Below are 24,379 nucleotides of genomic sequence, written 5' to 3'. Positions count from 1 at the left end.
TATTCGACGATGATTACGCCGTCGTCGCTGTCATGGAACGTACGAAGATACTCGTAGCGGTCGGTAGCAGCGCTACCACCACGAATACAGCGACGAGCCCCCACCGCCAGCGGTAGACGTCCGAGCGTTGCTTGCCGCTTCAATCTGCGGGTATATTCCACAACAGTAACTGCAAAACAAAACGAGTCAGATAGTCATCCCGGCGCATGCCGTCTACGTAGAGACAGACGGTCGTCGAACCACAGTACATATGCTCACCCCTGATATATTCCTCAGATATGCCCAAGATAAGCGTGGAGGTCCCGGCCGAACTGCTGAACGACATCGACAAGCACGTCGGCGAAGACGGGAAGTTCGTCAACCGAAGCGAAGCCATTCGGGCCTCGGTGCGGAAAACGCTCGACGTGCTTGACGACATCGATGAACGTCAGGGACGACTCGACGATGACCAGTGAGCGGTCGGAGGCGGTGCGCGTCGGCCTCGTCGCGCTGTTCGTGACGGCGCTGGTCACTTCACAGGTGACCGCTTCGAAGCTGCTCGCGTTCTCGCTGCCGTTCTCGCTCCCGCTCGCCGGGTCGACGCTCGTCCTGCCCGGGGCCGCGCTGGCGTACGCGCTGACGTTCTTCGCCTCCGACTGCTACGCCGAACTGTACGGCCGGCGGGCCGCGACGGTCGTCGTCAACGTCGGCTTCGCCATGAACTTCGTCCTGCTGGCGCTGGTCTGGAGTACCATCTTCGCCCCCGGGCTCCCGCAGGCGGCCCAGCCGGTGGATCTCGCGGCCTTCCGGAACGTTCTGGGGGCCAGCACGGCCATCGTCGTCGCCAGCCTGTCGGCCTACGTCGTGAGCCAGAACTGGGACGTGTTCGTCTTCCACTGGCTTCGGGACCGAACCGACGGCGAGAAACTCTGGCTCCGTAACATCGGTTCGACGGCCACCAGCCAGCTACTGGATACGGTCATCTTCGTCGGCGTCGGCTTCATCCTGTTTCAGGGCGTCCCGCCGGCCGAGGCACTGGCGCTCATCGTCGGCCAGTACTTGCTGAAGCTCGCTATCGCCGTCCTCGACACGCCGTTCGTCTACGCTGTCGTGGGCTTCGCCCGGCGAAACGACGTCGCACCGACCCCGGCACGGGCCGACTGAAAAACGACTGCCAGCGGCTCACTCGACCGGTTCGGCGAACGCGTACCGGGGCTTCACGTCGTCGATGCGGACCTCGACGGTTTCACCCGCTTCGACGCCGCTGACGAACACAGTGAAATTCTCGACTTTAGCGATACCGTCACCCTCCTCGCCGATGTCGTCGATAGTGACTTCGACGATGTCACCCTCGCGGACCGGCCCGGTCAGGCGGTGTTTCGCCACCAGATACAGCTCCGAGGAGGAGTCACGGGAGGCGTCGGGACGGACCTCACGGACGTACTCGAACTCCGGTTCGATATCGGCGATGAGGTCGTCGAGGTCCTGCCCGTCGAACACCTTCGCACAGAAGTCCCCGCCCGCGTCGAGCAGGTCCGTCGCCACTTCGAAGGCCTGCCGGACCAGGTGGACCGACCGGGCGTGGTCGAGGTCGTACTGGCCAGTCATGTTCGGGGCCATGTCTGAGATGACCACGTCGACCGGGCCGCCGCTGCCGTCTCCCTCGCCAACGATCTCGCGGATCTCGTCTTTCGTACTGTCCTCGGTCATGTCGCCGCGGACGTACTCGACGGTCGGTTCGGGGTCCTCCAGCTCGTCGATGGTCTGGCGGTCGACGCCGACCAGCGTCCCGCGCTCGCCGATGCGCTCGGCCGCGACCTGCATCCAGCCGCCGGGGGCAGCCCCGAGGTCGACGACGGTCCGCCCCTCGCCCAGCAAGCCGGCCGTGTCGTCTAGCTGCTGGAGCTTGTAGGCCGACCGCGCGCGGTACCCCTCCTGCTTCGCTCTGTTGTAGTAGTCGTCTTTGCCCGACATAGTTACCTCACACCGCGCTGTGACACGTTTTGAGCGCCGAAATGCGGCGAAATCGCAGTCATAGTAGTGGGGAGGCGGTCAGCGCTGAAATGGATGCCGACTCGAAGTTTCCGGCCGAGCCACGGCACGACAGTCGCCAGTCGATCGCCGCACCGACAATCAGGGCAAGCGCCAAGGACGTGACTACGTGCTTTACCATCAAGCCGAACACGTTCAGTACTGTTCTTACCGAGCAAGAACACGTCTCAGCGGCTGAGATTTGCCGTCTCCATATATACAGGTCACGCGCTGAGTCCTATCTGTAGGAAGTGACCTCCCAATGTCAACCATTCCGACGGCGACGCGGAGGCGGGTGTTAAAAGCCCTGGGCGTCGGCACGGCCGCGCTTGCGGGCTGTGCCAGCGCACCGGGCGCAAAAGAGCAACCGACCGAGGCGAAGACGACCCCACAGGAGCCAGCTATGAACGCCGCACAACAGACTGACGTCGACCGTATTGCCGCGGACCCGACCGCAATCCCGGACCCCATCGACCGGTCGGAGCCAAAGACCGTGTCGGTCGAGATGACCACCAAAGAGCAGGTCGCAGAGATTGAGCCGGGCGTCACCTACACGTACATGACCTTCGACGACCAGATTCCCGGCCCGATGGTCCGGGTCCGCCGTGGCGACACCGTCGAACTCACCATCACGAACGAGGAGGGGAACTCGATGCCCCACAACATCGACCTCCACGCGGTCCGCGGCCCCGGTGGCGGTGCTGAGGCGTCGATGGTCACGCCGGGCCAGACCAAGACGTTCCGGTTCAAGGCCACCTACCCCGGCGCGTTCATCTACCACTGCGCCGTTCCGAACCTCGATATGCACATCTCCTCGGGGATGTTCGGGATGATACTCGTCGAGCCGAAAGACGGGCTGCCCGAAGTGGACCACGAGTTCTACTTCGGCCAGCACGAACTGTACACCACCGGCGACACCGGCGAGAAGGGGCACCACGACTTCGACATGGAGGCGATGGCGGCCGAAGAGCCGACGTACGTCCTGATGAACGGCGAGAAGTACGCAATCACGCCGGACGTTCACGGCGCGCCCAGCATGCAGGTGGGTGAGACAGCCCGGGTGTACTTCGTGACCGGCGGTCCGAACCTCGACTCCAGTTTCCACCCCATCGGCTCCGTCTGGGACGAGGTCTGGCAACAGGGCTCTATCGCCGGGCCGCCGAACAAGTTCGTCCAGACCACGCCGGTCAAGCCGGGGTCCTGTGCCATCGCGACCCTCCACGCCGAGGTGCCCGGCCCCATCAAACTGGTCGATCACGCGCTCTCGCGAGTCGCCCGCAAGGGCATGATGGCCGTCATCAACCGTGAAGGGGCGGCAAACCCCGACGTGTTCGAACCGGAGGTCTGACCGCTTCGCCGGAGGAACGCTCCGCACTGCCGCTTCGCGTTCGGCCCGATTACTCGATAGCCGGTATCGCTCGTAACCGCGGCCCCGTCCGCGGTCGCTCGCGCGCACGCGGTTTCAATGAGGGACTTTTTAATGGATGGGGGCATAGTCCGGTTCAAGATGTTCAACGCCATCGTGAGCGCAGACACGCTCCAGGCGACTCTCGACTCTGTGAGCGTGCTGGTGGACGAGTGCAAGATCCACCTCGAAGAAGACGGGCTGGAAATCCGGGCAGTCGACCCGGCAAACGTTGGAATGGTCGACCTGCGGCTCGACGCGGCGGCGTTCGAGTCCTACGAGACTGACGGTGGGCTCATCGGCGTCAATCTCTCCCGGCTCGAAGACATCGCCGGCATGGCCGACGCCGGCCAGCTCGTCCACCTCGACCTGGACGAGGAGACCCGAAAGCTCCACATCTCTATCGACGGCCTCGAATACACCCTCGCGCTGATCGACCCCGACTCCATCCGCCAGGAGCCAGACCTCCCGGACCTGGACCTCTCGGCGAACATCGTCATCGAGGGGAAAGACATCGACCGCTCGGTGACCGCCGCGGACATGGTCAGCGACCACATCGCGCTGGGTGTCGACGCGACAGAGGAACTGTTCTACGTCGACGCCGAGGGCGACACCGACGACGTCCACCTCGAACTCACCCGCGACGACCTCATCGACCTCACCCCCGGGGACGCCCACTCGCTGTTCTCGCTGGATTACCTGAAGAACATGAACAAGGCCATCCCGAAAGACGCCGAGGTCGAGATGGAACTCGGCGAGGAGTTCCCGGTCAAGATGCACTTCAGCTTCGCAGAGGGGCAGGGCCGGGTCACCTACATGCTCGCGCCGCGCATCCAGAGCGAATAACGACGGATGGCGTCCGCGCCGCCGATTCCGGCCACCGACTGGCTGCCGGACAATTCCGAGACGGGGTCGCTCTCGCTGCCAGACGGCCGGCGGCTGGCTTACGCCACGTACGGCGACGCCGACGGCTATCCGGTCCTCTTCTGTCACGGGACGCCCGGGTCACACGTCGTCGCACGGCTACTCGCCGCACCGGCCCGCGAGCGCGGCGTCCGCCTCGTCACCCCGGACCGGCCGGGCATCGGGAACTCCGAAGACGCTTCTGTCACGCTCGAGGACTGGCCGGACGACGCCGCACATCTCCTGTCGCATCTCGACATTGACGCGGCTGGTGCCGTCGGCTTCTCCGGCGGCGGCCCGTTCGCGCTGGCCTGTCACCGACTGCCCGAGATAGAGCGGATTGCCCTCATCGGCAGCAGCGGCCCCCCGTCGATCGGCGCGACGGGGCGCGTCCAGCAGTTCGTGGGGGCGCTGTCCCGCCACGCACCGTGGGCGCTCGGCCGGCTCTTTCGCCTGCAACGATGGTTCGCCCTCCGCCGGGACCCGTCCTACGCCGTCGGGTTCGTCGCCGAGGAGACGCCTGAAACGGATGCCCTGACAGCCGACGAGGTGGCCCGGATCGTCCGTGCGGATATGCTCACTTCGATGGCACGCGGTCCGAGCGGAATCATCCGCGAGCAGCGACTCCTCTCGCAGCCGTGGCCGTTTGCCCTCGAAGACATTTCGGTGCCGGTCACCGTGTTTCAGGGGCGAGACGACGCCAACGTCGCCCCGTCGACTGGGAAAGCCCTCGCCCAGCGGCTTCCGGACGCCTCGCTCGCCCTCGTCGACAGCGACCATCTCGGTACGTTGACAGCTGCTGGCGACGACGCGCTGGCCGCCGTACAGCGTCGCACACGCGTCTGACGTACCGTTTTGTGGGTCGGGTGCCAACGGGCCGGTATGGAGAACCTCGGGGACGCGTACAACGACCGGCGCTGGGAGGGACGCGATCCCCGCCGCGTCGTTGCCGGTGCGACCCTGGGGTTCGTCGGCGCGCTGGCGGTGGTCGTGGCGATACTTCTGGTGACGACGCCGCTGTCGGCAGTCGTCGGCGCAACCGAACCCCACGCTGCCGAGAAACTCGGCGGGACGCTGGGTGGGCTGGGAATCCCCGCAATGTTCCTGAGCGTCGTCGCCGTGCTCCCCTCGAGCCGCCGGGAACAGAGCGGTGTCACCGTCGGCGCATTCCTCTGTCTAGTCGGCGTCGGGCTGTTTCAGGTAGCATATCCCTACAACTGGACGGTGGGCGGGCAGACGCTGGCGTTCGAAACGACGATGGCGTACTTCATCGGGACGTGTGTGGCGTTCTGGTTCGTCTTTACCGCGATGGCGAGCTTCCGGCGTCGGAACAACCCACACGGCACCGTGAAACTGGAAATTTCGCACAAAGGCGAAACCAAGACTGTGCAGGTGTCCCCACAGGAGTACAAGCGCTACACGCAGGCGGTTCGTGGCGACGGCGGCACGACCGACGAGGTCATTCAGGAACTGGAGTCCCGAATCGAAGACTAAGCGTAGCTGAGCGTTACTCGGCGGCCGTCGTTTCGTTGCCGCTCCGGTCCGACTCCGTCATCGAGTCGCGGTCTGTCTCGTCGATCTCCGTCGTCTCGACTTCGGTCTCCTCGTCGTCATCGTCATTGTCGTCGGCATCTGCACCTTCGCCGACTTCCTCGACTTCGACATCCTTGCCAGCGACGCCGCTCTCCGAGATGACCGGCAGGAGGTTGTAGCCGCCGTTGCCCTTCTTGACGACGTTGATGTCGAAGACGAAGTCGACCGATTCGCCGGCGACGACTTCGAACGGCTTGGTGAGCTGGAGCTTCTCGCTCGGGATCTTCACATCGACCGACGCGCCGTCGACGACCCCGTCGACGGATTCGGCGTACAGTTCGATCTTGTTGTAGCGGCCCGCTTCGAGTTCGCCGTCGAGGACGCCGATGGCCTTGTCCCCGACGACCTCGGTGAGGTCGACGGTCACGCCGTCGAGTTCGCGGACGACGAAGCCGCCCTCACTCTCGTCAGCTTCCTCATCCGTGTCCTCGCCGTCTTCGGCCTCGTCCTCGGCGTCATCTACCGTTTCTGTCTCGGTCGACGCGGCCGTCTCCGTCTCAGTTGAGTCGGCCGTGGCCGTTTCAGTTGCCTCGGCCGTCGCCGTTTCCGTCGCGTCAGTCTCGGTCGCGTCTGCGCTTTCCTCCGTCGCCTCGTCGTCTTTCGCCCGGAAGATACGAGCCCTGGAGAACGACACGTCGAGCGAGTCGAAGTCGCCGATAGCCGCGGGCTGGTCGCTGATCAGCAGCCGGAACGTCCCGACAGTTCCACCGTCGTCCGTCATCGCGTCCTCGTCGGTGGAGCCGCCGTCACTGGTTCCGTCACCGCTGGTCCCGTCAGACCCGCCGGAGTCGCTCGACCCGGAACAGCCGGCGAGAAGACCGACCCCGACGCCCGCGCCCGTGGCGATGAACCGTCGTCGTCTCATCGGCCACGTCCCGTCTGCGCTGTCGTCGCTGTCGATTCTATCGCTGCTGTTGCGAACGTATTCATTCCATAGCGTGGGATGGGACTGGCGCGTATATGCCCCGCGATAGGTCAAATAGAACTGTACCTCTCTGAACGGAATGAACGATCTGGCCGTATCTGAACGGTTTTACCCCCGTCGCTCCACGTCCTGATAATGGCAAACTCGAACGCGAAGGGCGACCGCCGCGAGCGCGAACTGGTCAACGCACTCGACGAGGCGGGCTTTGCGGTGATGCGCGCGCCGGCCAGCGGCAGCGCGACCGAGCGGGAACTGCCGGACGTGCTCTCGGGCGACGGCGAGACGTTCTACGCTATCGAGGCGAAATCCAGCGCCGGCGACCCCATCTATCTCACCGGCGAGGAGGTCGAAGCGCTGCTGTTTTTCGCCCGGAACTTCGGCGCGAAGCCGCGTATCGCCGTCCGGTTCGACCGCGAGGACTGGTACTTCTTCCACCCGGCGGACCTCCACACGACCGACGGCGGCAACTACCGCGTCAAGAAGGAGAAGGCCCTCTCGGACGGAACGGACTTCGATGAGTTCGTCGGCCACTCCGAGAAGGTCACGCTGGCGGAGGTGGCCGACGACGGCCCCGACCAGAGCGTGCTGGACGTGTTGTCGGCCTTCGAGCGCGGCGACCTCGACAAGGAGGAAGCCGCGGCGATGCTAGAATAGCGGGTCGCAGGCCGTTGGTTACTGGGTCCCACCGCCGACGAGTTCGGCGTCCTCGACGCGGCGAAGTCGCGACAGGGGAAAGGCGTATTCTCGCGGCTCGGTCGCGCTGACGGCGTCGGAGAGATACGTCGCCAGCACCACGAGGTCGTCGGGCGGGTAGCCGTCGTTGGTGTCGTGGTCAGCAACGGTCTCACCCGTCGCCTCGATAGTCCACTCGCTGGCGCGTTCGTCGGCCACGCGAACGACGACGAGTCTGTCGCCCGATTCCCGGTCCTGCACGATGTCGCCAGTCTCCAGTCGGCAGTTGCCACAGAGATGGGGCGTCCGTGCGTCCGCGGCGACGAAGGTGACAGCGCCGCAGACGTCGCAGATCGCTCGTTCCTTGCCGGGCGGCGCGACCCGCTTGGCAGTGATTTCGATGGCGACGCGCCGGAGGTGTTTGCAGTGCTCGCCGCGGATGCGGTTGTCCGGGCAGGAACAGGAGTGCTGTGCGATGTCGACGAGGTACGTGCTTTCGCTCTCCGTCGTCACAGCGTACGTACTGCCCGCTCGCGGGCGCACGGCCATGCGCTCGGTCCAGGCGCGGGCGGCCCGGTCCGGGAGGGAACGGAGGTCCGGTGCAAGTGCGGTATGCTGCCGGTCGGCTGTTGGCTCGATGAACGTCATAGGTACGGACGCGGCTGTATTTTCCAATGCGTCCAGTTGAAACGTAGGTGCTACACGGCCCTAAATGGCTCGGCGGTCGGGCTCCGGCGCTTCGATACCCTTTTTGCCGGCCCTGTGAAACCGCAGAGCATGGATATCGAGCGGGAGACGCTCCTGCAAATCGTCATCTCGGCGGTCGCCGTCGTGCTGTTCGTCGGCGCAACTATCACCGCCTCACAGATGTATCTGGACGGGTCAACCGTAGAGGCGACGGGCGGCTACGCGCTTATCGGCGCAATCGGCCTCTTCGTCGTGTTTATGACCGCTGCCGGCCTCTGGCTCGAACGCCAGCAGTTCTAGGCGTCGGCCTCTTCGTCGTCCCCGTCCTCGCGCCAGTCGACCAGTTCCTCCTCGTCGGTGTCGTCTATCTTCTGCTCGTAGTAGCCCATCGGGTGGGAAATGGTCTCACAGAGGTCGTCCATGTTGACACAGTCGCCGTAGGACTGCATGGTCGAACACGCCGGCGTCGAGTACTCCGTCGGGCTGGTATCCCCGCGGATGTGGTCGACCTGATACCGGGTCGCCTCCTCGCCAAAGCCGGGGTTGACCTGGAACAGGTCGACGATTTCGTCCGTCGTCATCCCGATGCCGATGAGGAAGGTCGCGATGGCAAACCGGGAGTGGTGTTCGAGATGCTCACCCTTCTGCACCTGGTCGAGCAGGGACTTCATACAGGGCGGGAACAGCTCGGGGACGACAGTGTCGATCTCGCGGGTGAGTTCCAGTTCCGAGAGGACTTCTTCGAGGCGGTCGACTTCCTCGGTCAGTTCGTCCGCGATAGCGTCAGGCACGTCGAACGGCAAGCCGTCGGTGACTCGGTGACGTATTGCCTGCTTCAGCAGGACGTTCAGTTCCTCGGCGGTGACCCTGACCTCGCCGTCGGCCAGTGGCCGATTGACCAGCCGCCAGGAATCGCCCCGCTGGTCGGCCGCCAGGTCGAGATACGCGCCGACCTCGATGCGGTAGCCGTCACTAGTGTCGCTGACGGCACTTGCGAGGTCGAACTCCGCGAGGAGTTCCGTGCGGTCCAGCGTCTCGCGCTGAGTCGATTTCAACTCCGTCGTCGTTTCGAACTCCTCGGTAAACCGGTCGTAGGCCGCCTCGGCTTCCGCCTGCGCGTACTTCCGGGTGCAGATGTGGACGTCGACGAGCGACACCAGCACGCGGGCCACCGGGTACGACAACAGTTCGACGCGTGTCCGCCGGTGTGGCTCCCCGACAGTACCGTCCGTGATTGCCGATTCGACCCGCTCCAGCGCGCGCGCCGTGACCGTCTCGTCCGTGGCGACGATTTCGCCCAAGTCCACCGCCGCGGCTTCGACGGCCTCCCGCGACCGCGCCAGAAACGGGTAGCGTGCGTGGAGCGGTTCCATTGCCACCACCTTTCGGATGGGAGCGAATAAAATTGCCGTCACCGGGACGGTCGGTGTCGGATTCCCGACAGCCGGTTCGAGAGTCAGTGCGGCGATATCGCGAGGCTATACATATAGTCCCAGGCCGGCGACGGGTGAATACAGCTAGTAGACAAACGGATGCCCGCCACTCTCCAGTGATAAGATGTGGTAAGGACGCGGGTCGGCGACTGCACACGGTTCGGTCGGGGAACCGGACCAGTGCAGTCATGCCCGACGAGGGAACTGCCAGACGAGACACGGAGCACATCGATGACGCACGAGCACGATACCGATTCACAAGAGAGCATCAGAGCGACATTCGAAGAGTACGACGTCGGCGTGGACACGGTCGCCCACATCGGCGACCCCGAAAACCCGTCCGCGTGGGTTCAGTCGACGGTCTTCGTCGACGTAACCGAGTAGGGCTGGGCGACGGTCTATCGGCGACACCAGCGGAGCGAGCGGTTCTGTATCTGTGTGAAGCGAGAGCCCTGCCTGCTACGGGCATGTGAGTTTCTGTCAAACCAGCGATAGCATTTACGCCACGGGGAGCGACCGTGTCGGTATGGTCCCCGTGTGGAGGTGCCTGCGCGATGAGTGACGCCGCCGCCCAGTCCGAGCGGTTCACCGAGGGCGCGCTGCTGTGGCCCCTCCTGACGCTTGCCGCGCCGCTGGTGGCGACCCAGCTCCTGCAGACGGTGTACAACCTCACGGACACGTTCTGGGTCCTCCGGCTGGGCACCGACGCGATGGCCGCGCTGTCGTACTCCTGGCCCGTCGTGTTCCTGCTCATCAGCGTCGGCGGGGGCATGACCGCAGCGGGGACCATCCTCGTCTCGCAGAACACCGGCGCAGAGAACGAAGGCCGCGTGAACTTCGTCGCCGGACAGACGCTGGGCTTCGTGACCCTGCTGTCGCTCGCCCTCTCGATAGCCGGCTATCTGCTGACACCGACGCTCCTCTCGCTGCTGGGCAGCCAGCCCGGGAGTGCCGTGCACACCATGGCGGTGTCGTACACCCGCATCGTCTTCCTCGGTCTGTGGTTCATGTTCGGCTTCTTCGTCTTCCAGGCGCTGCTCCGGGGCTGGGGCGACACGAAGACGCCGATGTACCTGATGACCGGCAGCGTGGCCCTCAATGTCGTCATCGACCCGGTGTTTATCCTCGGGTTCACCGACAACCCCCTGTTCGGCTGGCTCGGTCTGGAACCGCTGGCGGCGTGGCTCTACGCCCACACCGGCTTCGAGGGAATGGGCGTCGCCGGGGCGGCGATTGCGACGGTTGGCTCCCGCGGGCTCGCCGCGGTGGCGGGCTTCTGGCTCCTGTTCAGCGGTCGGGTCGGCATCACGCCGTCGCTGTCGGCACTGCGACCACAGATGGCACCCGTGCGGAAGATCGTCCGCATCGGCGCGCCGGTCAGCGTCGAGCAGAGCACACAGGCCCTGTCGGTCACACTGATGACCGTACTGATCGCGCTCGTCGGCGACAACGCCGTTGCTGCCTACGGCGTCGGGAGCCGCTTTACCACCATCGTCTGGCTCCCGATGGTCGGCATGAGCATGGCCGTCGAAACCGTCGTCGGCCAGAACCTCGGCGCTGGCCGGCGTGACCGCGCCAAGCGGGTCGTCTACCACGCCAGCGCCATCCTCGTGGCGGCGTTCCTGGTCGTCAGCGTCGTCGCGACGCTGTATGCCCGCCCCATCGTCGGCCTGTTTGCCGGCACGAGCAGCGGTCCCGTGGCCGACCACGTAGTGACGTTCATTCACATCGTCGCGCCCACCTACGCCGTGATGGCCGGCTTCCACATGATGAACGGCGCGTTCCACGGCGCTGGCGCGACCCGGCTCTCCATGATTCTGGGCCTGACGACGCTGTGGGGCTTCCGCGCCGCGCTGGCAGGGGTCCTCATCACCGTCGTCGGCCTCGGCGCAGTCGGCGCGTGGTACGGCATCGCCGCCTCGAACGTCGTCTCGACGCTAGCTGCGACCGTCTGCTTCCTGCACGGCGGCTGGCTGGGCAACTCGCTGGCGACCGAGGACGACGAGCCGGCCACCGCGACCGACGCAGCATCGGACGCCGAATCACCGGCCGAGGACGACGGGACAGCGACGTAACGTCCGCTCGTTCAATCAGTCACGGTGGGCGGTCCGCTGGCGAGAAATCGTCTGAGTATCGTAGCCTGTGTCCGGAACCGGACCGCAAACCCCGATTCGGTCGGAACAATGCCGAAATATCATTTCCGGTCATGCCACTGCCGCAGCGTGGTTTTGCTGTCCATCTCCCGGGACGGTCCGCTGGGACGTTGAAACCGGGATGCTGTGCCAACGCTCATACTGTCGGCTGTAAGTCTGTGAAGAATTTCGCCACCCGGGGTGGCGAATATCTTAAAATAGTTACAGCCAACAGTATCAGAGGGAGCGCTGTACCGTCTCCGTGGCGCTCCGGACCACGGTCTCGGCTGGGACGTCTTCGGTGACGGTGGTTCCGGCACCGACGACGGCGTTTTCGCCGACCGTGACGCCCGGGAGAACCACCGCGCCAGCACCGACGAAAGCCCCGTTCTCGATGGTTATCTCGTCGAACGTGTCGTTCTGAAACTCCATGCCCGCGTCGGTGAGGTCGTGGGTTACGCCGACGATGGAGGCGTTGGGCCCGACCTGGACGGACTCGCCAAGCGTCGCGTTCTCGACGTAGGCGTTCGCGTTGATATCGGTCGGTCCGTGGATGGTCGCCTTCTTGATTGATGCCCCCTCGTAAATCTGGACGCCGTCACCGATGTCGGCGTCGTGGATCGTCACGTATTCCCGAATCTCGACGTTGCCCAGCGTCGCGTTCTCGACCTGGACGGTCTCGTGAACAGCCATATGCGGATGTCAGCGCCGACCGTAATCATCGTGGCGGCGGCCAGTGTCGGAACTGGATATGGGAGTCGTAGCGCGGCTCGAAAAAAGTCGCCAGTGGTCGGCGCTCTGGGAGGAATGCCGCCGCTCGACTGAAAGGCGGTCTTCGCTTCGTTCGGAGCGTCCTACGTCTCACGGGTCGCATCGCTCCCCGCACGGGTATTCGAGGCCTCCCGCTGGTCGGCCTCGCTATGTCTCGCGGGTCGCTGCGTTCCCCGCTGCGCGTTCCGGCGGGCCGCTCCTTACGGTCGCGCCCCGCCCTACGTCTCACGGGTCGCATCGCTCCCCGTTCGACTGTTCGGTTCTCGCGCTTGGCGCGAGAACCTACGTCCCGTGCTGCCAGGAATCCATATACTCGACCTGGGTGTCAGTCAGCGAGTCGAAGTCGACGCCCTCAGCGTCGAGCTTGATTTCCGCGACCTCCTTGTCGAGTCGGTCCGGGACGGCGTGGACACCGGCCTCGTAGTCGTCGCCGTTCTCGACCAGTTCGCGGACACAGACGGCCTGCACGCCGAAACTCTGGTCCATCACCTCGACGGGATGGCCCAGTGCGATGGGGGTCGCGAGATTGACCAGCCGGCCCTCGGCCAGCACGTTCAGGCGGCGGCCGTCGGCCATCTCGTAGGTCTGGACGCCGTCGCGGGCCTCGTAGGTGTCGGCGGCGAGGTCCGACAGCGCGTCGAGGTCGACCTCCACGTCGAAGTGGCCGGCGTTGGCGAGCAGGACGCCGTCCTGCATCGCCTCGAAGTGCTCCTCGACGATGACGTCACGGTTGCCGGTGGTCGTGATGAACACGTCACCCTCGGCGGCGGCTTCGGCCATCGGCTTCACTTCGTAGCCCTCCATGTGCGCTTCGAGCGCGCGGCGGGGCTCGACCTCGGTGACAATCACGTCGGCGTTCTGGCCGCTGGCTTTCATCGCAACACCCTTGCCACAGTCGCCGTAGCCGGAGACGACGACGGTCTTGCCGGCCCACGAGAGGTTCGTCGTCATGGCGATGGAGGCCAGCGAGGACTCGCCGGTACCGTGAACGTTGTCGAACAGGCGCTTCATCGGCGTGTCGTTGACCGCGAACACGGGGTAGTCGAGTTCGCCGTCCTCGTCCATCGCGCGCAGTCGGTGGACGCCGGTGGTCGTCTCCTCTGCACCACCGACGATGGTGTCGATGAGTTCCGGGTAGTCCTCGTGGATAGCCGCGACGAGGTCCATTCCGTCGTCGACAGTGATGGTCGGCTCGTGGTCGATGACGGCCTCGATAGCCGCGTAGTACTCCTCGTCGTCGACGCCGCGCTCGGCGTAGGAGGTGATACCGTCGACGGCGTCGAGCGCGGCGCTCACGTCGTCGTGTGTCGAAAGCGGGTTACAGCCGGTGATGGCGACTTCCGCGCCACCGATTGCGAGGATTTCCGCGAGGACGGCAGTCTTGGCTTCGACGTGCATCGCCATGCCGATTCGCTCGCCGTCGAAGGGCTGGTCGGCCTCGAACTGCTCGCGAAGCGCGCCGCAGATGGGCATGTGCTGGATGGCCCAGTCCATCTTTCGGCGGCCGGAATCGCGAGCCTCGTCGAGGTCGTCAAGTCGCTCGGAAATAGGCGTCGTCATGTCACGACAGAGGGAGAGAGTTCCTAAAACGCTACCGAAGCCGCTCAGTTACCGCGCTCGTCCGGCGGGCCGGCGTCGTCCGGTGGGCCACCATTGCCGCCGTTGTTGCCGTTGCCGCCGTCATCGTCGTCCTCGTCAGCGTCGTCTGACTCCTCAGTCTCGTCGTCCGGTGCTTCGGTTTCGTTCTCGTCGTCTTCGGTCTCGTTCTCCGTGTCGTCGTCATCGCGGTCCTCGGGCGGCCCGGCGTCTTCCGGAGGGCCACGGCGGTCGTCGTCCGTCTCGTTCTCAGTTTCGTTCTCGTCGTCATCGCTGTCCGGGCCGCGGTCCTCGGGCGGTCCGGCGTCCTCGGGCGGGCCGCGTCGGTCGTCCGTCTCGTTTTCGGTCTCGTTCTCGTCGTCACCGAAGATGTCCGCCGGCGGGCCCTGTCGTTCGCTGGGGTGGGTCTCGTTGTCGTCAGACTCGTTCTCGCCGGTGACGTGTGCGGGCGGGCCGGCGTGGTCCGGCGCGTTGCCGGGGTTGTTCGCGGTCACGAAGCTGGCGACGGCCGGGCCGATGCCGCCGGTCCGGTTCTCGTCGCTCAACAGGTCGCTCACGTAGGCCGACACTTCGAGTCCGAAGGTGTCGAATTCGGTGACGTTCTCGGGCGCGACGGTCAGGTCCGCCGTCGTCGTCGCGGTGTGGTTGTCGGCCGTCGCGGTCACGTCGACCGTGACGTTCTGCTCGGGCGCTGGCAGTCCGACCGTCCCGTCACTGTCGGTCGTGTAGTTGCCAGTTCCGGCGTAGGAAGCGTTGTCAGCTGTCGCCACGGCGACAGAGGCGTTCTCGACGCCCGTCTCGTTCTGTGTGACCGATACCGTCGCGCTGCCGGCGTCAGCCTGTGAGACACCGACCGCGAGGGTGTTCCCCGCGCCGGTGTTGCCGGCCGAGTCCGCAGCGGCCGCCAGACCCGGACCGACGGCCAGCAGGGCCAGTCCGACAGCGGCGTACAGTGCGAAGAGTTTGGTGCGCATCGTACCCGATACGTTCGCCGAGAGAGCGATAAACACCCCCTCCCGTTCAACTCGTTCACGCCGTTCGCAGCATCGACAACACCGCCTGAAATATATTTATACCGTTTAAAACCCGTTCTCAGCGTTTAATCAGACCAACTCAGTCACCGGCTCGTTCGACCAGCGCGGACGCGTGGTCGCTCGCTCGTTCCCGGATGGCCTGCTCGTCGAACACCTCGACAGTGCGGTCGCGCATGAGCACTTCGCCGTCACAGACCGTGTGGCGAACGTCGCTCCCGTGGACGGCGTAGGCCAGATGCGAGACGAGGTCGTGGGCCGGCGTCAGATGCGGGGCGTCGAGGTCGATGACGGCCAGGTCGGCGTTCGCGCCGACTTCGATGCGGCCGCTGTCGAAGCCCAGCAGGGCAGCGCCGTTTTCGGTCGCCATTTCGACGACAGTGCCAGCGTCGACCGCGCTGGCGTCGTCGGCCGCGAGTTTACCTATCATCGCCGCATCGCGCATCTCGTCGAACATGTCGAGGTCGTTGTTCGAGGCCGCGCCGTCGGTTCCGATGCCGACGGTGACGCCGGCGTCCAGTAGGTCCTGTACCGGAGCCATCCCGCTGGCGAGCTTCATGTTCGAGGCCGGGCAGTGGGCGACGCCGGTGCCGGTCTCGGCCAGCAGGTCGATCTCGCTGTCGTCGACGTGGACGCCGTGGGCCACGTAGGTGTCGCCGTCGAGCAGGCCGATGTCGTCGGCGTAGGCGAGCGGGCGCTGGTCGTGCTCGTCGACGATGGGCGTCACCTCGTCGCGCGTCTCGTTGGCGTGCAGGTGAATCGAACGGTCGTCGTCGAGGGCCTTCGGGACGTACTCGCGCAGATACTCCTCGCCGACGGTCGTCAGCGAGTGCGGTTGGAACGTCGTCCGAATCCGGCCATCGGCCGCCCCGTCGAGTTTCCGAGCCACGTCGAGGCTCTCCTGGAGGTCAGATCGCGCGGCCTCGTCGTCCTTGCCGACGGTGACTGCGGTAAAGCCCAGAACGGCCCGCATCCCGGCCTGGTCGACTGCGTCCGCGATTTCCTCGACCTCGAAGTACATGTCCGATAGTGCTGTCGTCCCCGACCGGATCATCTCGACCAGCCCGAGCTCCGCGCCGGCGCGGATGTCCTCGGCGGTCAGTTCCGCCTCGACGGGCCAGACGTCTTCCTGCAGCCAGGCGTCGAGAGGCTTGTCGTCCGCGAGGCCGCGCAGCAGCGTCATGGCGACGTGGGTGTGGGCGTTGACCAGCCCGGGAATGACCAGGCCGTCGCTGGCGTCGAGTTCGTCGTCGCCGTCCAGTGTGCCCGGTTCGTCGACCGCCACGATATCGCCGCTGTCCTGTGAAACCAGTACGTCCGCACGCTCGACGGTCAGGTCCGGCCGGAGGACCTGCCCGCCGGTGACGAGGAGTTCACTCATGGCGGTGGCTTCGCAACCGCGGGTCTTAGTTCGCCGGGTCCACAGCGCCGCTGTGTGGCGTGTTGCCACATCCCTGGAACAGGCTGACCGCCGAGACGGTGCCTGTTCCGTAGGGGTCTTTCCCCTCCGGCGCGTTCGGAAGGTCAAGAGCATGGCGACGGCAGAGCGCATCCGACAGCGGGTCAGCGCGATGCGGCACGGAAGCCCGGCCCGAATGCTGCTTGCCGTCGCTGCCGGCTGGTTCCTCGTCCTCGGGATGCGGTTCGTCGTGCCTGCGGTTCTGCCGACGATACGCGAGGAGTTCGTCATCTCGAACACACAGGCGGGGCTCGCGGTCACGGTGCTCTGGCTCACGTACGCGGCGGTACAGTTTCCGGCCGGAGTTCTGATCGACCGGATCGGGGAGCGGACGCTGTTGGTGGCCGCGGCGTTGCTGTCCGGCGTCGGGTTGCTGGGCTACTTTTTCGCGCCGGTGTTCTCGCTGTTCCTCATCGCGACGGGCGCGTTCGGGCTCGGGACGGGACTGTACGGCCCCACCCGCGGGACCGCCCTCTCGCGGACGTTCGACGCCCGCGAGGGGACCGCCTTCGGTGTCGTGATGGCCGCCGGCTCTCTCGGAGCGGCCGCACTGCCCGCCGTCGCCGCGTTCGTCACGGCCCGGTACGGCTGGCGGCTGGCGCTTGCCAGCGCCGCCCCCCTGTTCATGCTTGTCGCCGGCGCGCTCTGGCTCTCGGTCTCGGACCGTCCGACCGTCGAGTCCGAACGGAGCCTCCGACGGGACCTCCGAACGGTCCTCGTCGGCTTTCGCAACCGCCGGCTCGTGCTGTCGGTCTCCGGCAAGACACTGATGCTGTTCGCGTTCCAGGCCGTGACAGCGTTTCTCACCACGTATCTGGTTACGGTCCGGGACCTCTCACAGGGGACCGCCGGGGCGCTCCTCTCGGTGCTGTTCGTCGGTGGCGCGCTCTCACAGACCGTCACCGGCCGGCTCGCCGACCGGTACGGAACGCCCAGTGTCCTGACCGGTGTCGCGCTCGTCAGTACCGTTCCGCTCGTACTCATTCCGTCCGTCCACGGCGTCGTGCCGCTGGCCATCGTCTCCGGTGTCATCGGGGTTCGGATGAGTGTCGGCCCACTGGCAAACGCCTACATCGTCGATACGCTGCCTGACGCCGCCGAAGGCACCGGCTGGGGCCTGCTCCGGACCGGCTTCTTCGGGATCAGTTCGCTGGGCTCGACCGCTGTCGGCCTGCTCGCCGACCAGAACCTGTTTTCGGTCGCGTTCTACGGTCTCGCCGGGCTGACGCTCCTGGCCGCGGCTACCTTCGTCGTCCTCCCACGCCGGGACCGCCTGTAACGGCTCCGTCCACAGCCGGTCAGTCCAAGGGGAAAGACAGTTGCCCCGCGGCCTGCCAGTAGGCGTATGCGAATCGCCGTCCCCAACAAGGGCCGCCTGCACGAACCAAGCGAGGAACTGCTCGAACGGGCCGGCCTCCACCTGGTCGACGGGGCCGACCGCCAACTGCACGCCGACACCGTCGACCCGGACGTGACCGTTCTGTACGCCCGTGCCGCCGATATTCCCGAATACGTCGCGGACGGCGCTGCCGACGTAGGTATCACCGGCCTCGACCAGGTCCGGGAGTCCGACACCGACGACCTCGTGGAACTCCGCGACCTGGAGTTCGGCCGCTGTCGCCTCGTCCTCGCCGCGCCGGAGGACAGCGACATCGAGACCGTGTACGACTTCGAGGGCGGCCGCATCGCCACGGAGTTCCCCAGAATCACCCGGCGGTACTTCGACCAGGTCGACGTCGACGTGGACGTGACCGAGGTGTCCGGCGCGACGGAACTGACCCCTCACGTCGACATCGCCGACGGCATCGTCGACATCACCTCGACCGGGACCACACTCCGGATGAACCGGCTGGCCGTCGTCGACGAAGTCCTCGAAAGCTCTGTCCGCCTGTTCGCCCGCGAAGACACCGCTGATGACGAAAAGGTCCAGCAGGTCGACACCGCGCTCGGCTCCGTCCTCGCCGCCGAAGACAAACGCTATCTGATGATGAACGCCCCCGAGGACGCCCTCGACGACGTGGAGGACGTGCTTCCGGGCATGGGCGGCCCCACGGTGATGGACATCGCCGGCTCCGAGCAGCTCGCCGTTCACGCCGTCGTCGAGGAGCGCGCCGTCTTCGAGACGATTAGCTCGCTCAAAGACGTGGGCGCAAGTGACATACTGGTGACAGAGATAGAGCGGCTGGTTGAATAGTACCTTTTTACTGCGGGGGGTTTCCTCGCGCCTACGGCGCTGTGGGAACCCCCGCTTGCAAAAATCTACGCTAAAAACGACCGCCGAGTCACGGCCACGGCCGCGCTCGGCGTGAAACGGCGGCCTGCGGCCGCCGTATGCTCACGACACCGGTACGGCTACAACCGCTTTCGCACCGATACGGTGGCTAATAGCATCCTTGATGGGCAGACCAGAAGTAAGGCTGGACACCTGGTTACCCCAGAAGTCCGAAATCAGAGATGCTGAAGGGAGAAAAATCACCGATAGAAGGCCGCAGATGGGTTAGCTCGTCTCTGCAAACGTCTGTGACCGCTCGATCCTGATACACTCGTCCGCGCCGACCGTGACGACGGAGTCGCTGAACTGGAACGATACCAGGTCCCGCTGACGACTGTCGGGCCCGCTGTCGCCTCTGAATAGGTCGTTCAGTGCTTCGGGGTTGACCACGTCGTACAGGGACGGGAGCGTCCGCGGGTGACGGTCCTCGACGGTACTCACGGCACGGACGACTGCCTCGCTCACGGATTCAGTGGGCTGCACTTCGCGCTTCATTACATTTATCCTATAATTCAGGTTAAGTAATTGGTTGTGGTTTTCACGTTCGCTATGGTTTTTATTATCCGGGTGAATCGAACGCCAGCGGGTGGGAAGCCCCGCCGGGATGCGGTCACACCAGGTTGAAGATGTTGTTCAGCGCGAACCCGAGAACGGCGGCGAAGGCCAGGTGCAGCGCCACGAGCGGGGCTGTCGAGCGGGTCGAGAGCCGGTACGTGGTACTAATTGCGATACCGTCGGCCACCATCGTGAGCACGAGGACGACCAGCACACCCAGATCCGCCGAGACGATCCCGGACTCGACCCCCCAGCGCTGGAGAATCAGGGAAACGACCGCCGGTGCGGTGGCGGCTTTGGCCGCGAGCTGGCTGGGCACGTCGCCGATGAAAAACGTCGCGGCCAGGTGGAGGGTGACAGCGTAGAAGAGCCAGGTGACGAGAACGGTAACGAGGACGGCGAGGATACCGCCACCGGTCAGGCTGGAGAACCCGGACTGGAGCATACCCGAGGTTCGGCGGCCGCTCGCTTGTGCGTTTTGTTCCCGGGCGCGACCGGCACGCTCATAGCCGCTCGGCCACACCGCTCGGGCGTGTACGTCCTCGAACTCGGCGGGCAGGACGACGCGTTCGCGCGGCGGGAGGCAGCAAGCGCCGCGAGCGCCGTCGACACCCTCGCGCCCGGACTGGCGACGGCACGGGGCACCAGCGACCGCGTTCGCCACCTCGCGTTCACCCACCGGGCCTGTGACCTGATCGGAACCGCGGACCCCGACATCGAAAGCGCCGCCGCGCTGCTGTCGGCCGCGACCATCGACCGCGAGGGGAGCGTCGCCGTGCGCGCGGTCGACGTGCGAGCGAGCACTGGCATCGACACACAACAGGCCGAGCGGACGCTGGGCGGCGTGCTCACCGACCGCGGCTTTCCCGTCGACCTCGACGACCCCGACCACGTCCTCTATGCCTATCTCTCGGATCCCGACGGCGACGAGGAGGACGGGACCGGCGAGGCCTGCTGTGCGCTGGGCTGGCTCGCCGCCGAGAGCGTGCGGGACTTCGGGGGGCGTCAGCCGACGGACCGCCCGTTCTTCCAGCCCGGCAGCATGGACCCGCTGGAGGCCCGCGCGCTGGTCAACATCGCCGGAGCAGGCCCGGAAGTCACGATACTGGACCCGATGTGTGGCACCGGCGGCCTCCTGCTGGAGGCGGGCCTCGTCGGGGCCGACGTGGTCGGCGGCGACGCACAGCCGAAGATGGTCTCGGGGACGCGCGAGAACCTCCGGTACGCGCTCGACGGCGATGGCCATCCCAACAGGGACGCCTATCCCGAACCGGGCGGCTGGGGGGTGTTCCGCTCCGATGCGTCCGCCCTGCCGGTGGCCGACGACGCCGTCGACGCCGTCGTCTTCGATGCCCCCTACGGCCGTCAGTCCCGTATCGAGGGCGAACTGGCTCCCCTCGTTTCCGGTGCGCTCGGCGAAGCCAGCCGCGTCGCAGGGCGGTGCGTGCTGGTCGCCGACCGCGACTGGCGCGAGGCGGGGAGCGATGCAGGCTGGACCGTCACCGACTACTTCCAGCGGCGAGTGCACCGTTCACTTGTCAGGCACGTCCACGTTCTTGAGTGAACATACGTACACTTTCTCTGGACAGGCGTTGTGATTTATTGCGGTATGAGCAAGATTTATGCCATGACAAATGCTAATTAGTACCAAGTATGCCGACGTGGTCAGACCCCGCCCCGTGCGACGACGACGAACAGTTATTCGAATGCCCGGACTGCGGAAAGCGCCTCTGTAGCGAGCGCTCGACGGTCTCCTGTGGCCGCTGTGAGACAGAAATGCAGAACCTCAGCGTGCCACGGCCGGAATAAAACCAGTCGCGTCCCGTTTTCTCGCCGGTTACTCCGACACGAGCGCAATCGCCCGCTCGGCGTCACCGTCCATCCGCTCCAGCAGCGACCGGACCCGGTCCCGGGCTTCGGCGTCACAGTCTGCCAGCACCATCCCTTCGTCCGGTTGGCCGTACACCACGCTGGCACCAGCAGGCGCGGCAAGCACTGCGGGGAGCGTCGCGAGGTCCTCCTCGCCGTCGACATCGAGAAGCGTCGTGTCGCCGCTGTCGATACCGTCCCTGAGCGCAGCAAGCAGTTCGGCGGTGAGTGTCGCGGCCGGGTTTGACACGTCTCGCTTCCGGTCAAACCCGTCGATAGCCGCCAACACGTCCGCGTCGACGGCCGAGCGTTTGGTCCGTTCGTCGACCAGCGCGAGGTCGGGCACCCGTCCGGCCTCGATGAGGTGGTAGGTGACCATGTCGCCGACGGCGATGATCGGGTCCCCAGCGTCGGCCAGTAGCGCCGCTGTGTCGGTATAAATACGTCCGAGCGGCTCTTTGAGTTCGTGTCGCAGGTCACTCGAGAGTTCGAGAACGACGTCGGACACGTTAGCGGACTTTCAGCGCGTACTTGCCCGGCTCAGTCACTTCCATCTCCGCGGCGATGTCGGAGCGCTCCGGATGCGCGATGACGACGTAGCCGGCCCAGTCCTCGGTCAGTGCGGTGCCGCCACAGGCCTCACACTGGCTTTCGATTTCCGCGCCCTGGACGCGGTGACAGTCGCGGCAGACGAGTCGGTCCGCCATCAGCTATCACCGACTTCCGCCGTCCCTTCGCGGCGCTCGCGCTCCTCCTGGAGCCAGCCGTGCTTGCCCAGGCCGACCTGTTTGGCCGTCAGGCCGATCTTGGAGTCGCGGGGATTGCGCTCGTCGATGCTCTTGGTGACGATGCGCGCCCGGACGGCGTCGCCGACGGTGAGCGTCCGGTTGGACTCCCGTGAGGCGAGTTGCTGGTTCTCCTCGTCGTAGGCCAGATACTCGTCGGAGATCTGGGAGACGTGGAGCAGGCCGTCGACCGGCCCGATGCCGATGAAGGCCCCGAAGTTGACGACCTCGACGACCTCGCCGTCGACCACTTCCTGCATCTGTGGGTCGAACGTGAGGGCGTCGAACTCGGCCTCGTAGTAGACGCCGGGCTTGTTCGGCAGCACGGCACCGGTACCGATGTCGTGGACCTCGATGACGGAGACGACGCTGCCGACGTCCTCGTCCATTCGACCTTCGAGCTTCTCTTGCAGGAGCCGTTTGACCAGCCCCGGACTGACCTCCGCCAGAAAGCGTGGCGGGACTTCGACCGTATCGCGTAGGCGTACCCGTTTATACATGTGTTATGGTTGAGTGATACCCAGTTTGTTCCGGCCCCTTAAACTAATTACTGGAACGCCCGCGTCCAGCAGGCGTCGTTTGAGGGGGGTGTCGTTCGTGACCGCGTGTGTCGCATCGTCTGCCTGTGCCAGTTCGAGGACGGCGTCGTCCGCGTAGTCCGCCGCGGTCTCCCGAACCGTACACCGGTCGAGCAGGTCCTGCCCGACCGAGGCGGCCGTCGCTTCCGCGCCGGCTCCGTCGGCCAGTTTCGCCAGTTCGTCGCGGACGGCGGCGGGCGCGACATAGTCCGTCGCGTCCGGCAGCACTCTGTCGAGTTCCTCGAACAGCCGCACGTTGCATTCGACCGGCATCATCAGCGCGTTCGTGTCCAGCACGATCATCACCGCAGCGTGCCGACGCCGATGAGCCGCCACCGAGCGCCGACACGGCGGTTGATGGCGATTTTCGAGCCCGAGGCCGCACAGACCGGGCGCTTGAGCGCGACTTCACATTCGTCGTCGCGCGCGCTCGTGACCGAACCGACCGTGGTAGCGGTACCGATAGTCAGCATGAGCGGTTCGCCGGTCGAGATTTCGTCGACCTCGCCGCCGTCGTCGCCGACGATGCGTTCGAGCAGGTCCACGTCCATCGTGAACGTCTCGTGGACCGGCGGGAGGCTGCCGGGCGGGCCGGCGACCTGGCCGGCAAGCGCGTCGCCTTTCGTGATTGCGGGGTCGAGACCGGTCCCGACGCCGAGCAGGCCGCCCGGCGTGACCGTGTCCACGAAGTCACCGCCGGACTGCAGCGAGCGGACCGTCGTCGTCACGGGCTGCCACTCAGTCTTGCCGCCTTCCTCGACCTCGCGGCCGGGTCGGAGTTCGATTTCGTCGTCGACTTCCAGTTGCCCGCCTACGAGCGAGCCGCCGAGCACGCCGCCCATCAGGTCGTCCCAGGTCGTCCCGGGGCGGTTGATGTCGAACGAGCGCGCGACCATCATGCGGGCGTCCTCGTCCGGGTCCCGTTCCGGCGTCGGAATCTCGGACTGGATGGCCTCGATGAGCAGGTCGATGTTGGCCTCCTGACCCGCGCTGATGGGGACAATCGGTGCCCCCTCCGCGACGGTTCCCTCGACGAACTCCTGAATCTGCTCGTAGTTCTGCATCGCCCGGTCCTCGTCGACGAGGTCGACCTTGTTCTGGGCGATGACGATGTTGTCGATGCCGATGATGTCGAGCGCGCTCAGGTGCTCCTCGGTCTGGGCCTGCGGGACGGGCTCCGTTGCCGAGATGACGAGGACGGCCCCGTCCATGATAGCCGCGCCGGACAGCATCGTGGCCATCAGCGTCTCGTGACCGGGCGCGTCCACGAACGACACCGTCCGGAGGTGGTCGGTGTCGACGTCGTGGTCGTCGCAGTGCTCGTCGACGGTAAACGCCTCCGGCTCCTCGGCCTCCGGACAGCGACGGAACGTCGCGTCGGCGTAGCCGAGTCGGATAGAGATACCGCGCTTCATCTCCTCGGAGTGCTGGTCGGTCCATTCGCCGGACAGCGCCTGTACGAGCGTCGTCTTTCCGTGGTCGACGTGCCCGACGAGTCCGATGTTCACCTCCGGTTGTTTGTTCGATGTCATTTCGAGAGTAATCTTGGTGGAGTTTCGCCGCGTGCAACTGATAAACCTACTGTTTGCGCCCGGAGCACCCCCGCCGAACCCGGTTCAATCGCCGGTTTGGTCTCTGCTGACGGCGGCAACGTCACCATATTGCTCGGTATCGCCCTCGATATAGCGACGCGACCCCTGTCG

At 65.6% G+C, this 24,379-nt stretch carries 29 protein-coding genes; 14 read left to right on the top strand and 15 right to left on the bottom strand.

Annotation, left to right across the window (positions count from 1 at the left end; translation table 11 throughout):
• Positions 1-278 precede the first annotated feature (278 nt).
• Together VI340_RS15560 and VI340_RS15555 are read left to right on the top strand one after the other, a co-directional pair.
• Positions 279-455 carry a ribbon-helix-helix domain-containing protein gene (locus VI340_RS15560; RefSeq protein WP_008307016.1) on the top strand — a complete coding sequence of 59 codons (177 nt, stop codon included), beginning with the start codon at positions 279-281 and terminating at the stop codon, positions 453-455.
• Positions 445-1,143, top strand: coding sequence for a queuosine precursor transporter (locus VI340_RS15555; protein ID WP_008307018.1), 699 nt, complete (start codon positions 445-447; stop codon positions 1,141-1,143). Before VI340_RS15560 ends, VI340_RS15555 begins: the two co-directional genes overlap by 11 nt.
• A gap of 18 nt (positions 1,144-1,161) precedes the next feature.
• Here the strand turns inward: VI340_RS15555 and VI340_RS15550 are convergent, their stop codons facing one another.
• Positions 1,162-1,953: a 23S rRNA (uridine(2552)-2'-O)-methyltransferase gene (locus VI340_RS15550; RefSeq protein ID WP_008307020.1), complete on the bottom strand. Its 792-nt coding sequence runs from the start codon at positions 1,951-1,953 to the stop codon at positions 1,162-1,164.
• A 319-nt stretch (positions 1,954-2,272) separates the two neighbouring features.
• Between VI340_RS15550 and nirK the strand changes: the two genes are divergently transcribed.
• The 4 genes from nirK to VI340_RS15530 all read left to right on the top strand — a co-directional run bounded on the left by nirK (position 2,273) and on the right by VI340_RS15530 (position 5,812).
• Positions 2,273-3,358 carry a copper-containing nitrite reductase gene (nirK, locus tag VI340_RS15545; RefSeq protein ID WP_336358690.1) on the top strand — a complete coding sequence of 362 codons (1,086 nt, stop codon included), beginning with the start codon at positions 2,273-2,275 and terminating at the stop codon, positions 3,356-3,358.
• Positions 3,359-3,517: 159 nt separating this feature from the next.
• Complete coding sequence (locus VI340_RS15540) at positions 3,518-4,261, top strand: DNA polymerase sliding clamp (RefSeq protein ID WP_004516027.1); 744 nt, start codon at positions 3,518-3,520, stop codon at positions 4,259-4,261.
• A gap of 6 nt (positions 4,262-4,267) precedes the next feature.
• Positions 4,268-5,164, top strand: a complete 897-nt coding sequence (locus tag VI340_RS15535) for an alpha/beta fold hydrolase (protein ID WP_336358689.1) — start codon at positions 4,268-4,270, stop codon at positions 5,162-5,164.
• Between the two features lie 36 nt (positions 5,165-5,200).
• The gene (locus tag VI340_RS15530) at positions 5,201-5,812 is read left to right on the top strand and encodes a DUF7139 domain-containing protein (protein WP_336329581.1); all 612 of its coding nucleotides are present in this window, start codon (positions 5,201-5,203) and stop codon (positions 5,810-5,812) included.
• Positions 5,813-5,825: 13 nt separating this feature from the next.
• On the opposite strand, the gene VI340_RS15525 is transcribed toward VI340_RS15530, so the two are convergent.
• Positions 5,826-6,776 (bottom strand): DUF4382 domain-containing protein, encoded by a 951-nt coding sequence (locus tag VI340_RS15525; protein WP_336329580.1) that lies wholly within the window; start codon positions 6,774-6,776, stop codon positions 5,826-5,828.
• Positions 6,777-6,971: 195 nt separating this feature from the next.
• Here VI340_RS15525 and hjc point away from each other — a divergent pair, with 195 nt between their 5' ends.
• The gene (gene hjc, locus VI340_RS15520) at positions 6,972-7,490 is read left to right on the top strand and encodes a Holliday junction resolvase Hjc (RefSeq protein WP_336358688.1); all 519 of its coding nucleotides are present in this window, start codon (positions 6,972-6,974) and stop codon (positions 7,488-7,490) included.
• Positions 7,491-7,508: 18 nt separating this feature from the next.
• On the opposite strand, the gene VI340_RS15515 is transcribed toward hjc, so the two are convergent.
• Positions 7,509-8,156, bottom strand: coding sequence for an SWIM zinc finger family protein (locus tag VI340_RS15515; RefSeq protein ID WP_336358687.1), 648 nt, complete (start codon positions 8,154-8,156; stop codon positions 7,509-7,511).
• A gap of 129 nt (positions 8,157-8,285) precedes the next feature.
• Between VI340_RS15515 and VI340_RS15510 the strand changes: the two genes are divergently transcribed.
• Positions 8,286-8,495 carry a DUF7472 family protein gene (locus tag VI340_RS15510; RefSeq protein ID WP_014039142.1) on the top strand — a complete coding sequence of 70 codons (210 nt, stop codon included), beginning with the start codon at positions 8,286-8,288 and terminating at the stop codon, positions 8,493-8,495.
• Here VI340_RS15510 and priL read toward each other — a convergent pair.
• Positions 8,492-9,568, bottom strand: coding sequence for a DNA primase regulatory subunit PriL (gene priL, locus VI340_RS15505; RefSeq protein WP_336358686.1), 1,077 nt, complete (start codon positions 9,566-9,568; stop codon positions 8,492-8,494). The two genes, VI340_RS15510 and priL, sit on opposite strands and share 4 nt — an antisense overlap.
• A 291-nt stretch (positions 9,569-9,859) precedes the next feature.
• Between priL and VI340_RS15500 the strand changes: the two genes are divergently transcribed.
• On the top strand, positions 9,860-10,012 hold the full coding sequence (locus tag VI340_RS15500) for a hypothetical protein (RefSeq protein ID WP_336329578.1): 153 nt from the start codon (positions 9,860-9,862) through the stop codon (positions 10,010-10,012).
• 170 nt (positions 10,013-10,182) lie between these two features.
• Positions 10,183-11,703, top strand: coding sequence for an MATE family efflux transporter (locus tag VI340_RS15495; RefSeq protein WP_008307042.1), 1,521 nt, complete (start codon positions 10,183-10,185; stop codon positions 11,701-11,703).
• 294 nt (positions 11,704-11,997) lie between these two features.
• Here the strand turns inward: VI340_RS15495 and VI340_RS15490 are convergent, their stop codons facing one another.
• The 4 genes from VI340_RS15490 to VI340_RS15475 all read right to left on the bottom strand — a co-directional run bounded on the left by VI340_RS15490 (position 11,998) and on the right by VI340_RS15475 (position 16,539).
• Positions 11,998-12,453 carry an acyltransferase gene (locus VI340_RS15490; RefSeq protein WP_008307048.1) on the bottom strand — a complete coding sequence of 152 codons (456 nt, stop codon included), beginning with the start codon at positions 12,451-12,453 and terminating at the stop codon, positions 11,998-12,000.
• Between the two features lie 360 nt (positions 12,454-12,813).
• Positions 12,814-14,091 carry an adenosylhomocysteinase gene (locus VI340_RS15485; RefSeq protein ID WP_336329577.1) on the bottom strand — a complete coding sequence of 426 codons (1,278 nt, stop codon included), beginning with the start codon at positions 14,089-14,091 and terminating at the stop codon, positions 12,814-12,816.
• Between the two features lie 44 nt (positions 14,092-14,135).
• A complete protein-coding gene (locus VI340_RS15480) occupies positions 14,136-15,101 on the bottom strand; it encodes a hypothetical protein (protein ID WP_336358685.1) in 966 nt (321 codons plus the stop codon).
• A 139-nt stretch (positions 15,102-15,240) separates the two neighbouring features.
• Complete coding sequence (locus VI340_RS15475) at positions 15,241-16,539, bottom strand: amidohydrolase (RefSeq protein WP_336358684.1); 1,299 nt, start codon at positions 16,537-16,539, stop codon at positions 15,241-15,243.
• Positions 16,540-16,753: 214 nt separating this feature from the next.
• Between VI340_RS15475 and VI340_RS15470 the strand changes: the two genes are divergently transcribed.
• Complete coding sequence (locus VI340_RS15470) at positions 16,754-17,896, top strand: MFS transporter (protein ID WP_336358734.1); 1,143 nt, start codon at positions 16,754-16,756, stop codon at positions 17,894-17,896.
• A 66-nt stretch (positions 17,897-17,962) separates the two neighbouring features.
• On the top strand, positions 17,963-18,811 hold the full coding sequence (gene hisG, locus VI340_RS15465; protein ID WP_008307054.1) for an ATP phosphoribosyltransferase: 849 nt from the start codon (positions 17,963-17,965) through the stop codon (positions 18,809-18,811).
• 303 nt (positions 18,812-19,114) lie between these two features.
• Here hisG and VI340_RS15460 read toward each other — a convergent pair whose 3' ends face one another.
• Together VI340_RS15460 and VI340_RS15455 are read right to left on the bottom strand one after the other, a co-directional pair.
• Positions 19,115-19,384, bottom strand: coding sequence for a HalOD1 output domain-containing protein (locus VI340_RS15460; protein WP_008307061.1), 270 nt, complete (start codon positions 19,382-19,384; stop codon positions 19,115-19,117).
• A 115-nt stretch (positions 19,385-19,499) separates the two neighbouring features.
• On the bottom strand, positions 19,500-19,889 hold the full coding sequence (locus VI340_RS15455) for a DUF7473 family protein (protein WP_008307062.1): 390 nt from the start codon (positions 19,887-19,889) through the stop codon (positions 19,500-19,502).
• An 87-nt stretch (positions 19,890-19,976) separates the two neighbouring features.
• Here VI340_RS15455 and VI340_RS15450 point away from each other — a divergent pair, with 87 nt between their 5' ends.
• Positions 19,977-21,008 carry a TIGR01177 family methyltransferase gene (locus tag VI340_RS15450; protein ID WP_336358683.1) on the top strand — a complete coding sequence of 344 codons (1,032 nt, stop codon included), beginning with the start codon at positions 19,977-19,979 and terminating at the stop codon, positions 21,006-21,008.
• An 89-nt stretch (positions 21,009-21,097) separates the two neighbouring features.
• Complete coding sequence (locus VI340_RS15445) at positions 21,098-21,253, top strand: rubrerythrin-like domain-containing protein (RefSeq protein WP_004960444.1); 156 nt, start codon at positions 21,098-21,100, stop codon at positions 21,251-21,253.
• Between the two features lie 28 nt (positions 21,254-21,281).
• Here VI340_RS15445 and VI340_RS15440 read toward each other — a convergent pair whose 3' ends face one another.
• From VI340_RS15440 to VI340_RS15420, 5 genes are read right to left on the bottom strand one after another with little or no spacing between them, the layout of a single operon-like run.
• Entirely contained in the window at positions 21,282-21,821 is a 540-nt protein-coding gene (locus tag VI340_RS15440) for a GTP-dependent dephospho-CoA kinase family protein (protein WP_336358682.1), read from the bottom strand.
• Position 21,822: 1 nt separating this feature from the next.
• Positions 21,823-22,020 (bottom strand): transcription elongation factor subunit Spt4, encoded by a 198-nt coding sequence (gene spt4, locus VI340_RS15435; RefSeq protein ID WP_008307065.1) that lies wholly within the window; start codon positions 22,018-22,020, stop codon positions 21,823-21,825.
• Positions 22,020-22,598, bottom strand: a complete 579-nt coding sequence (locus VI340_RS15430; protein ID WP_008307067.1) for a DNA-directed RNA polymerase — start codon at positions 22,596-22,598, stop codon at positions 22,020-22,022. Before VI340_RS15430 ends, spt4 begins: the two co-directional genes overlap by 1 nt.
• 3 nt (positions 22,599-22,601) lie before the next feature.
• Positions 22,602-22,979 (bottom strand): DUF188 domain-containing protein, encoded by a 378-nt coding sequence (locus tag VI340_RS15425; RefSeq protein WP_336329570.1) that lies wholly within the window; start codon positions 22,977-22,979, stop codon positions 22,602-22,604.
• Positions 22,979-24,208: a translation initiation factor IF-2 subunit gamma gene (locus VI340_RS15420; protein ID WP_008307071.1), complete on the bottom strand. Its 1,230-nt coding sequence runs from the start codon at positions 24,206-24,208 to the stop codon at positions 22,979-22,981. The genes VI340_RS15425 and VI340_RS15420 overlap by 1 nt, the downstream gene beginning before the upstream one ends.
• Positions 24,209-24,379 lie beyond the last annotated feature (171 nt).

Origin of the sequence: Haloarcula sp. CGMCC 1.6347, assembly GCF_037078395.1 — an archaeon.
In the GTDB taxonomy this organism is placed as follows: Archaea; Halobacteriota; Halobacteria; order Halobacteriales; family Haloarculaceae; genus Haloarcula; species Haloarcula amylolytica.
Note: the sequence above shows the minus strand (reverse complement) of the source record. Positions and strands in the feature narration are given on the sequence as shown.

Excerpts from the sequence above, each read along its gene's own strand:
- VI340_RS15515 (WP_336358687.1), bottom strand. The coding sequence starts at position 8,156 with ATGACGTTCATCGAGCCAACAGCCGACCGGCAGCATACCGCACTTGCA.
- VI340_RS15500 (WP_336329578.1), top strand. The coding sequence starts at position 9,860 with ATGACGCACGAGCACGATACCGATTCACAAGAGAGCATCAGAGCGACA.
- VI340_RS15425 (WP_336329570.1), bottom strand. The coding sequence starts at position 22,979 with ATGATCGTGCTGGACACGAACGCGCTGATGATGCCGGTCGAATGCAAC.
- VI340_RS15495 (WP_008307042.1), top strand. The coding sequence starts at position 10,183 with ATGAGTGACGCCGCCGCCCAGTCCGAGCGGTTCACCGAGGGCGCGCTG.
- hisG (WP_008307054.1), top strand. The coding sequence starts at position 17,963 with ATGCGAATCGCCGTCCCCAACAAGGGCCGCCTGCACGAACCAAGCGAG.
- VI340_RS15485 (WP_336329577.1), bottom strand. The coding sequence starts at position 14,091 with ATGACGACGCCTATTTCCGAGCGACTTGACGACCTCGACGAGGCTCGC.
- VI340_RS15470 (WP_336358734.1), top strand. The coding sequence starts at position 16,754 with ATGCTGCTTGCCGTCGCTGCCGGCTGGTTCCTCGTCCTCGGGATGCGG.
- VI340_RS15430 (WP_008307067.1), bottom strand. The coding sequence starts at position 22,598 with ATGTATAAACGGGTACGCCTACGCGATACGGTCGAAGTCCCGCCACGC.
- nirK (WP_336358690.1), top strand. The coding sequence starts at position 2,273 with ATGTCAACCATTCCGACGGCGACGCGGAGGCGGGTGTTAAAAGCCCTG.
- VI340_RS15480 (WP_336358685.1), bottom strand. The coding sequence starts at position 15,101 with ATGCGCACCAAACTCTTCGCACTGTACGCCGCTGTCGGACTGGCCCTG.
- VI340_RS15530 (WP_336329581.1), top strand. The coding sequence starts at position 5,201 with ATGGAGAACCTCGGGGACGCGTACAACGACCGGCGCTGGGAGGGACGC.
- spt4 (WP_008307065.1), bottom strand. The coding sequence starts at position 22,020 with ATGGCGGACCGACTCGTCTGCCGCGACTGTCACCGCGTCCAGGGCGCG.
- VI340_RS15420 (WP_008307071.1), bottom strand. The coding sequence starts at position 24,208 with ATGACATCGAACAAACAACCGGAGGTGAACATCGGACTCGTCGGGCAC.
- VI340_RS15455 (WP_008307062.1), bottom strand. The coding sequence starts at position 19,889 with ATGCTCCAGTCCGGGTTCTCCAGCCTGACCGGTGGCGGTATCCTCGCC.
- VI340_RS15535 (WP_336358689.1), top strand. The coding sequence starts at position 4,268 with ATGGCGTCCGCGCCGCCGATTCCGGCCACCGACTGGCTGCCGGACAAT.
- VI340_RS15475 (WP_336358684.1), bottom strand. The coding sequence starts at position 16,539 with ATGAGTGAACTCCTCGTCACCGGCGGGCAGGTCCTCCGGCCGGACCTG.
- VI340_RS15490 (WP_008307048.1), bottom strand. The coding sequence starts at position 12,453 with ATGGCTGTTCACGAGACCGTCCAGGTCGAGAACGCGACGCTGGGCAAC.
- VI340_RS15555 (WP_008307018.1), top strand. The coding sequence starts at position 445 with ATGACCAGTGAGCGGTCGGAGGCGGTGCGCGTCGGCCTCGTCGCGCTG.
- VI340_RS15510 (WP_014039142.1), top strand. The coding sequence starts at position 8,286 with ATGGATATCGAGCGGGAGACGCTCCTGCAAATCGTCATCTCGGCGGTC.
- VI340_RS15540 (WP_004516027.1), top strand. The coding sequence starts at position 3,518 with ATGTTCAACGCCATCGTGAGCGCAGACACGCTCCAGGCGACTCTCGAC.
- VI340_RS15460 (WP_008307061.1), bottom strand. The coding sequence starts at position 19,384 with ATGAAGCGCGAAGTGCAGCCCACTGAATCCGTGAGCGAGGCAGTCGTC.
- VI340_RS15525 (WP_336329580.1), bottom strand. The coding sequence starts at position 6,776 with ATGAGACGACGACGGTTCATCGCCACGGGCGCGGGCGTCGGGGTCGGT.
- priL (WP_336358686.1), bottom strand. The coding sequence starts at position 9,568 with ATGGAACCGCTCCACGCACGCTACCCGTTTCTGGCGCGGTCGCGGGAG.
- VI340_RS15445 (WP_004960444.1), top strand. The coding sequence starts at position 21,098 with ATGCCGACGTGGTCAGACCCCGCCCCGTGCGACGACGACGAACAGTTA.
- VI340_RS15550 (WP_008307020.1), bottom strand. The coding sequence starts at position 1,953 with ATGTCGGGCAAAGACGACTACTACAACAGAGCGAAGCAGGAGGGGTAC.
- VI340_RS15560 (WP_008307016.1), top strand. The coding sequence starts at position 279 with ATGCCCAAGATAAGCGTGGAGGTCCCGGCCGAACTGCTGAACGACATC.
- hjc (WP_336358688.1), top strand. The coding sequence starts at position 6,972 with ATGGCAAACTCGAACGCGAAGGGCGACCGCCGCGAGCGCGAACTGGTC.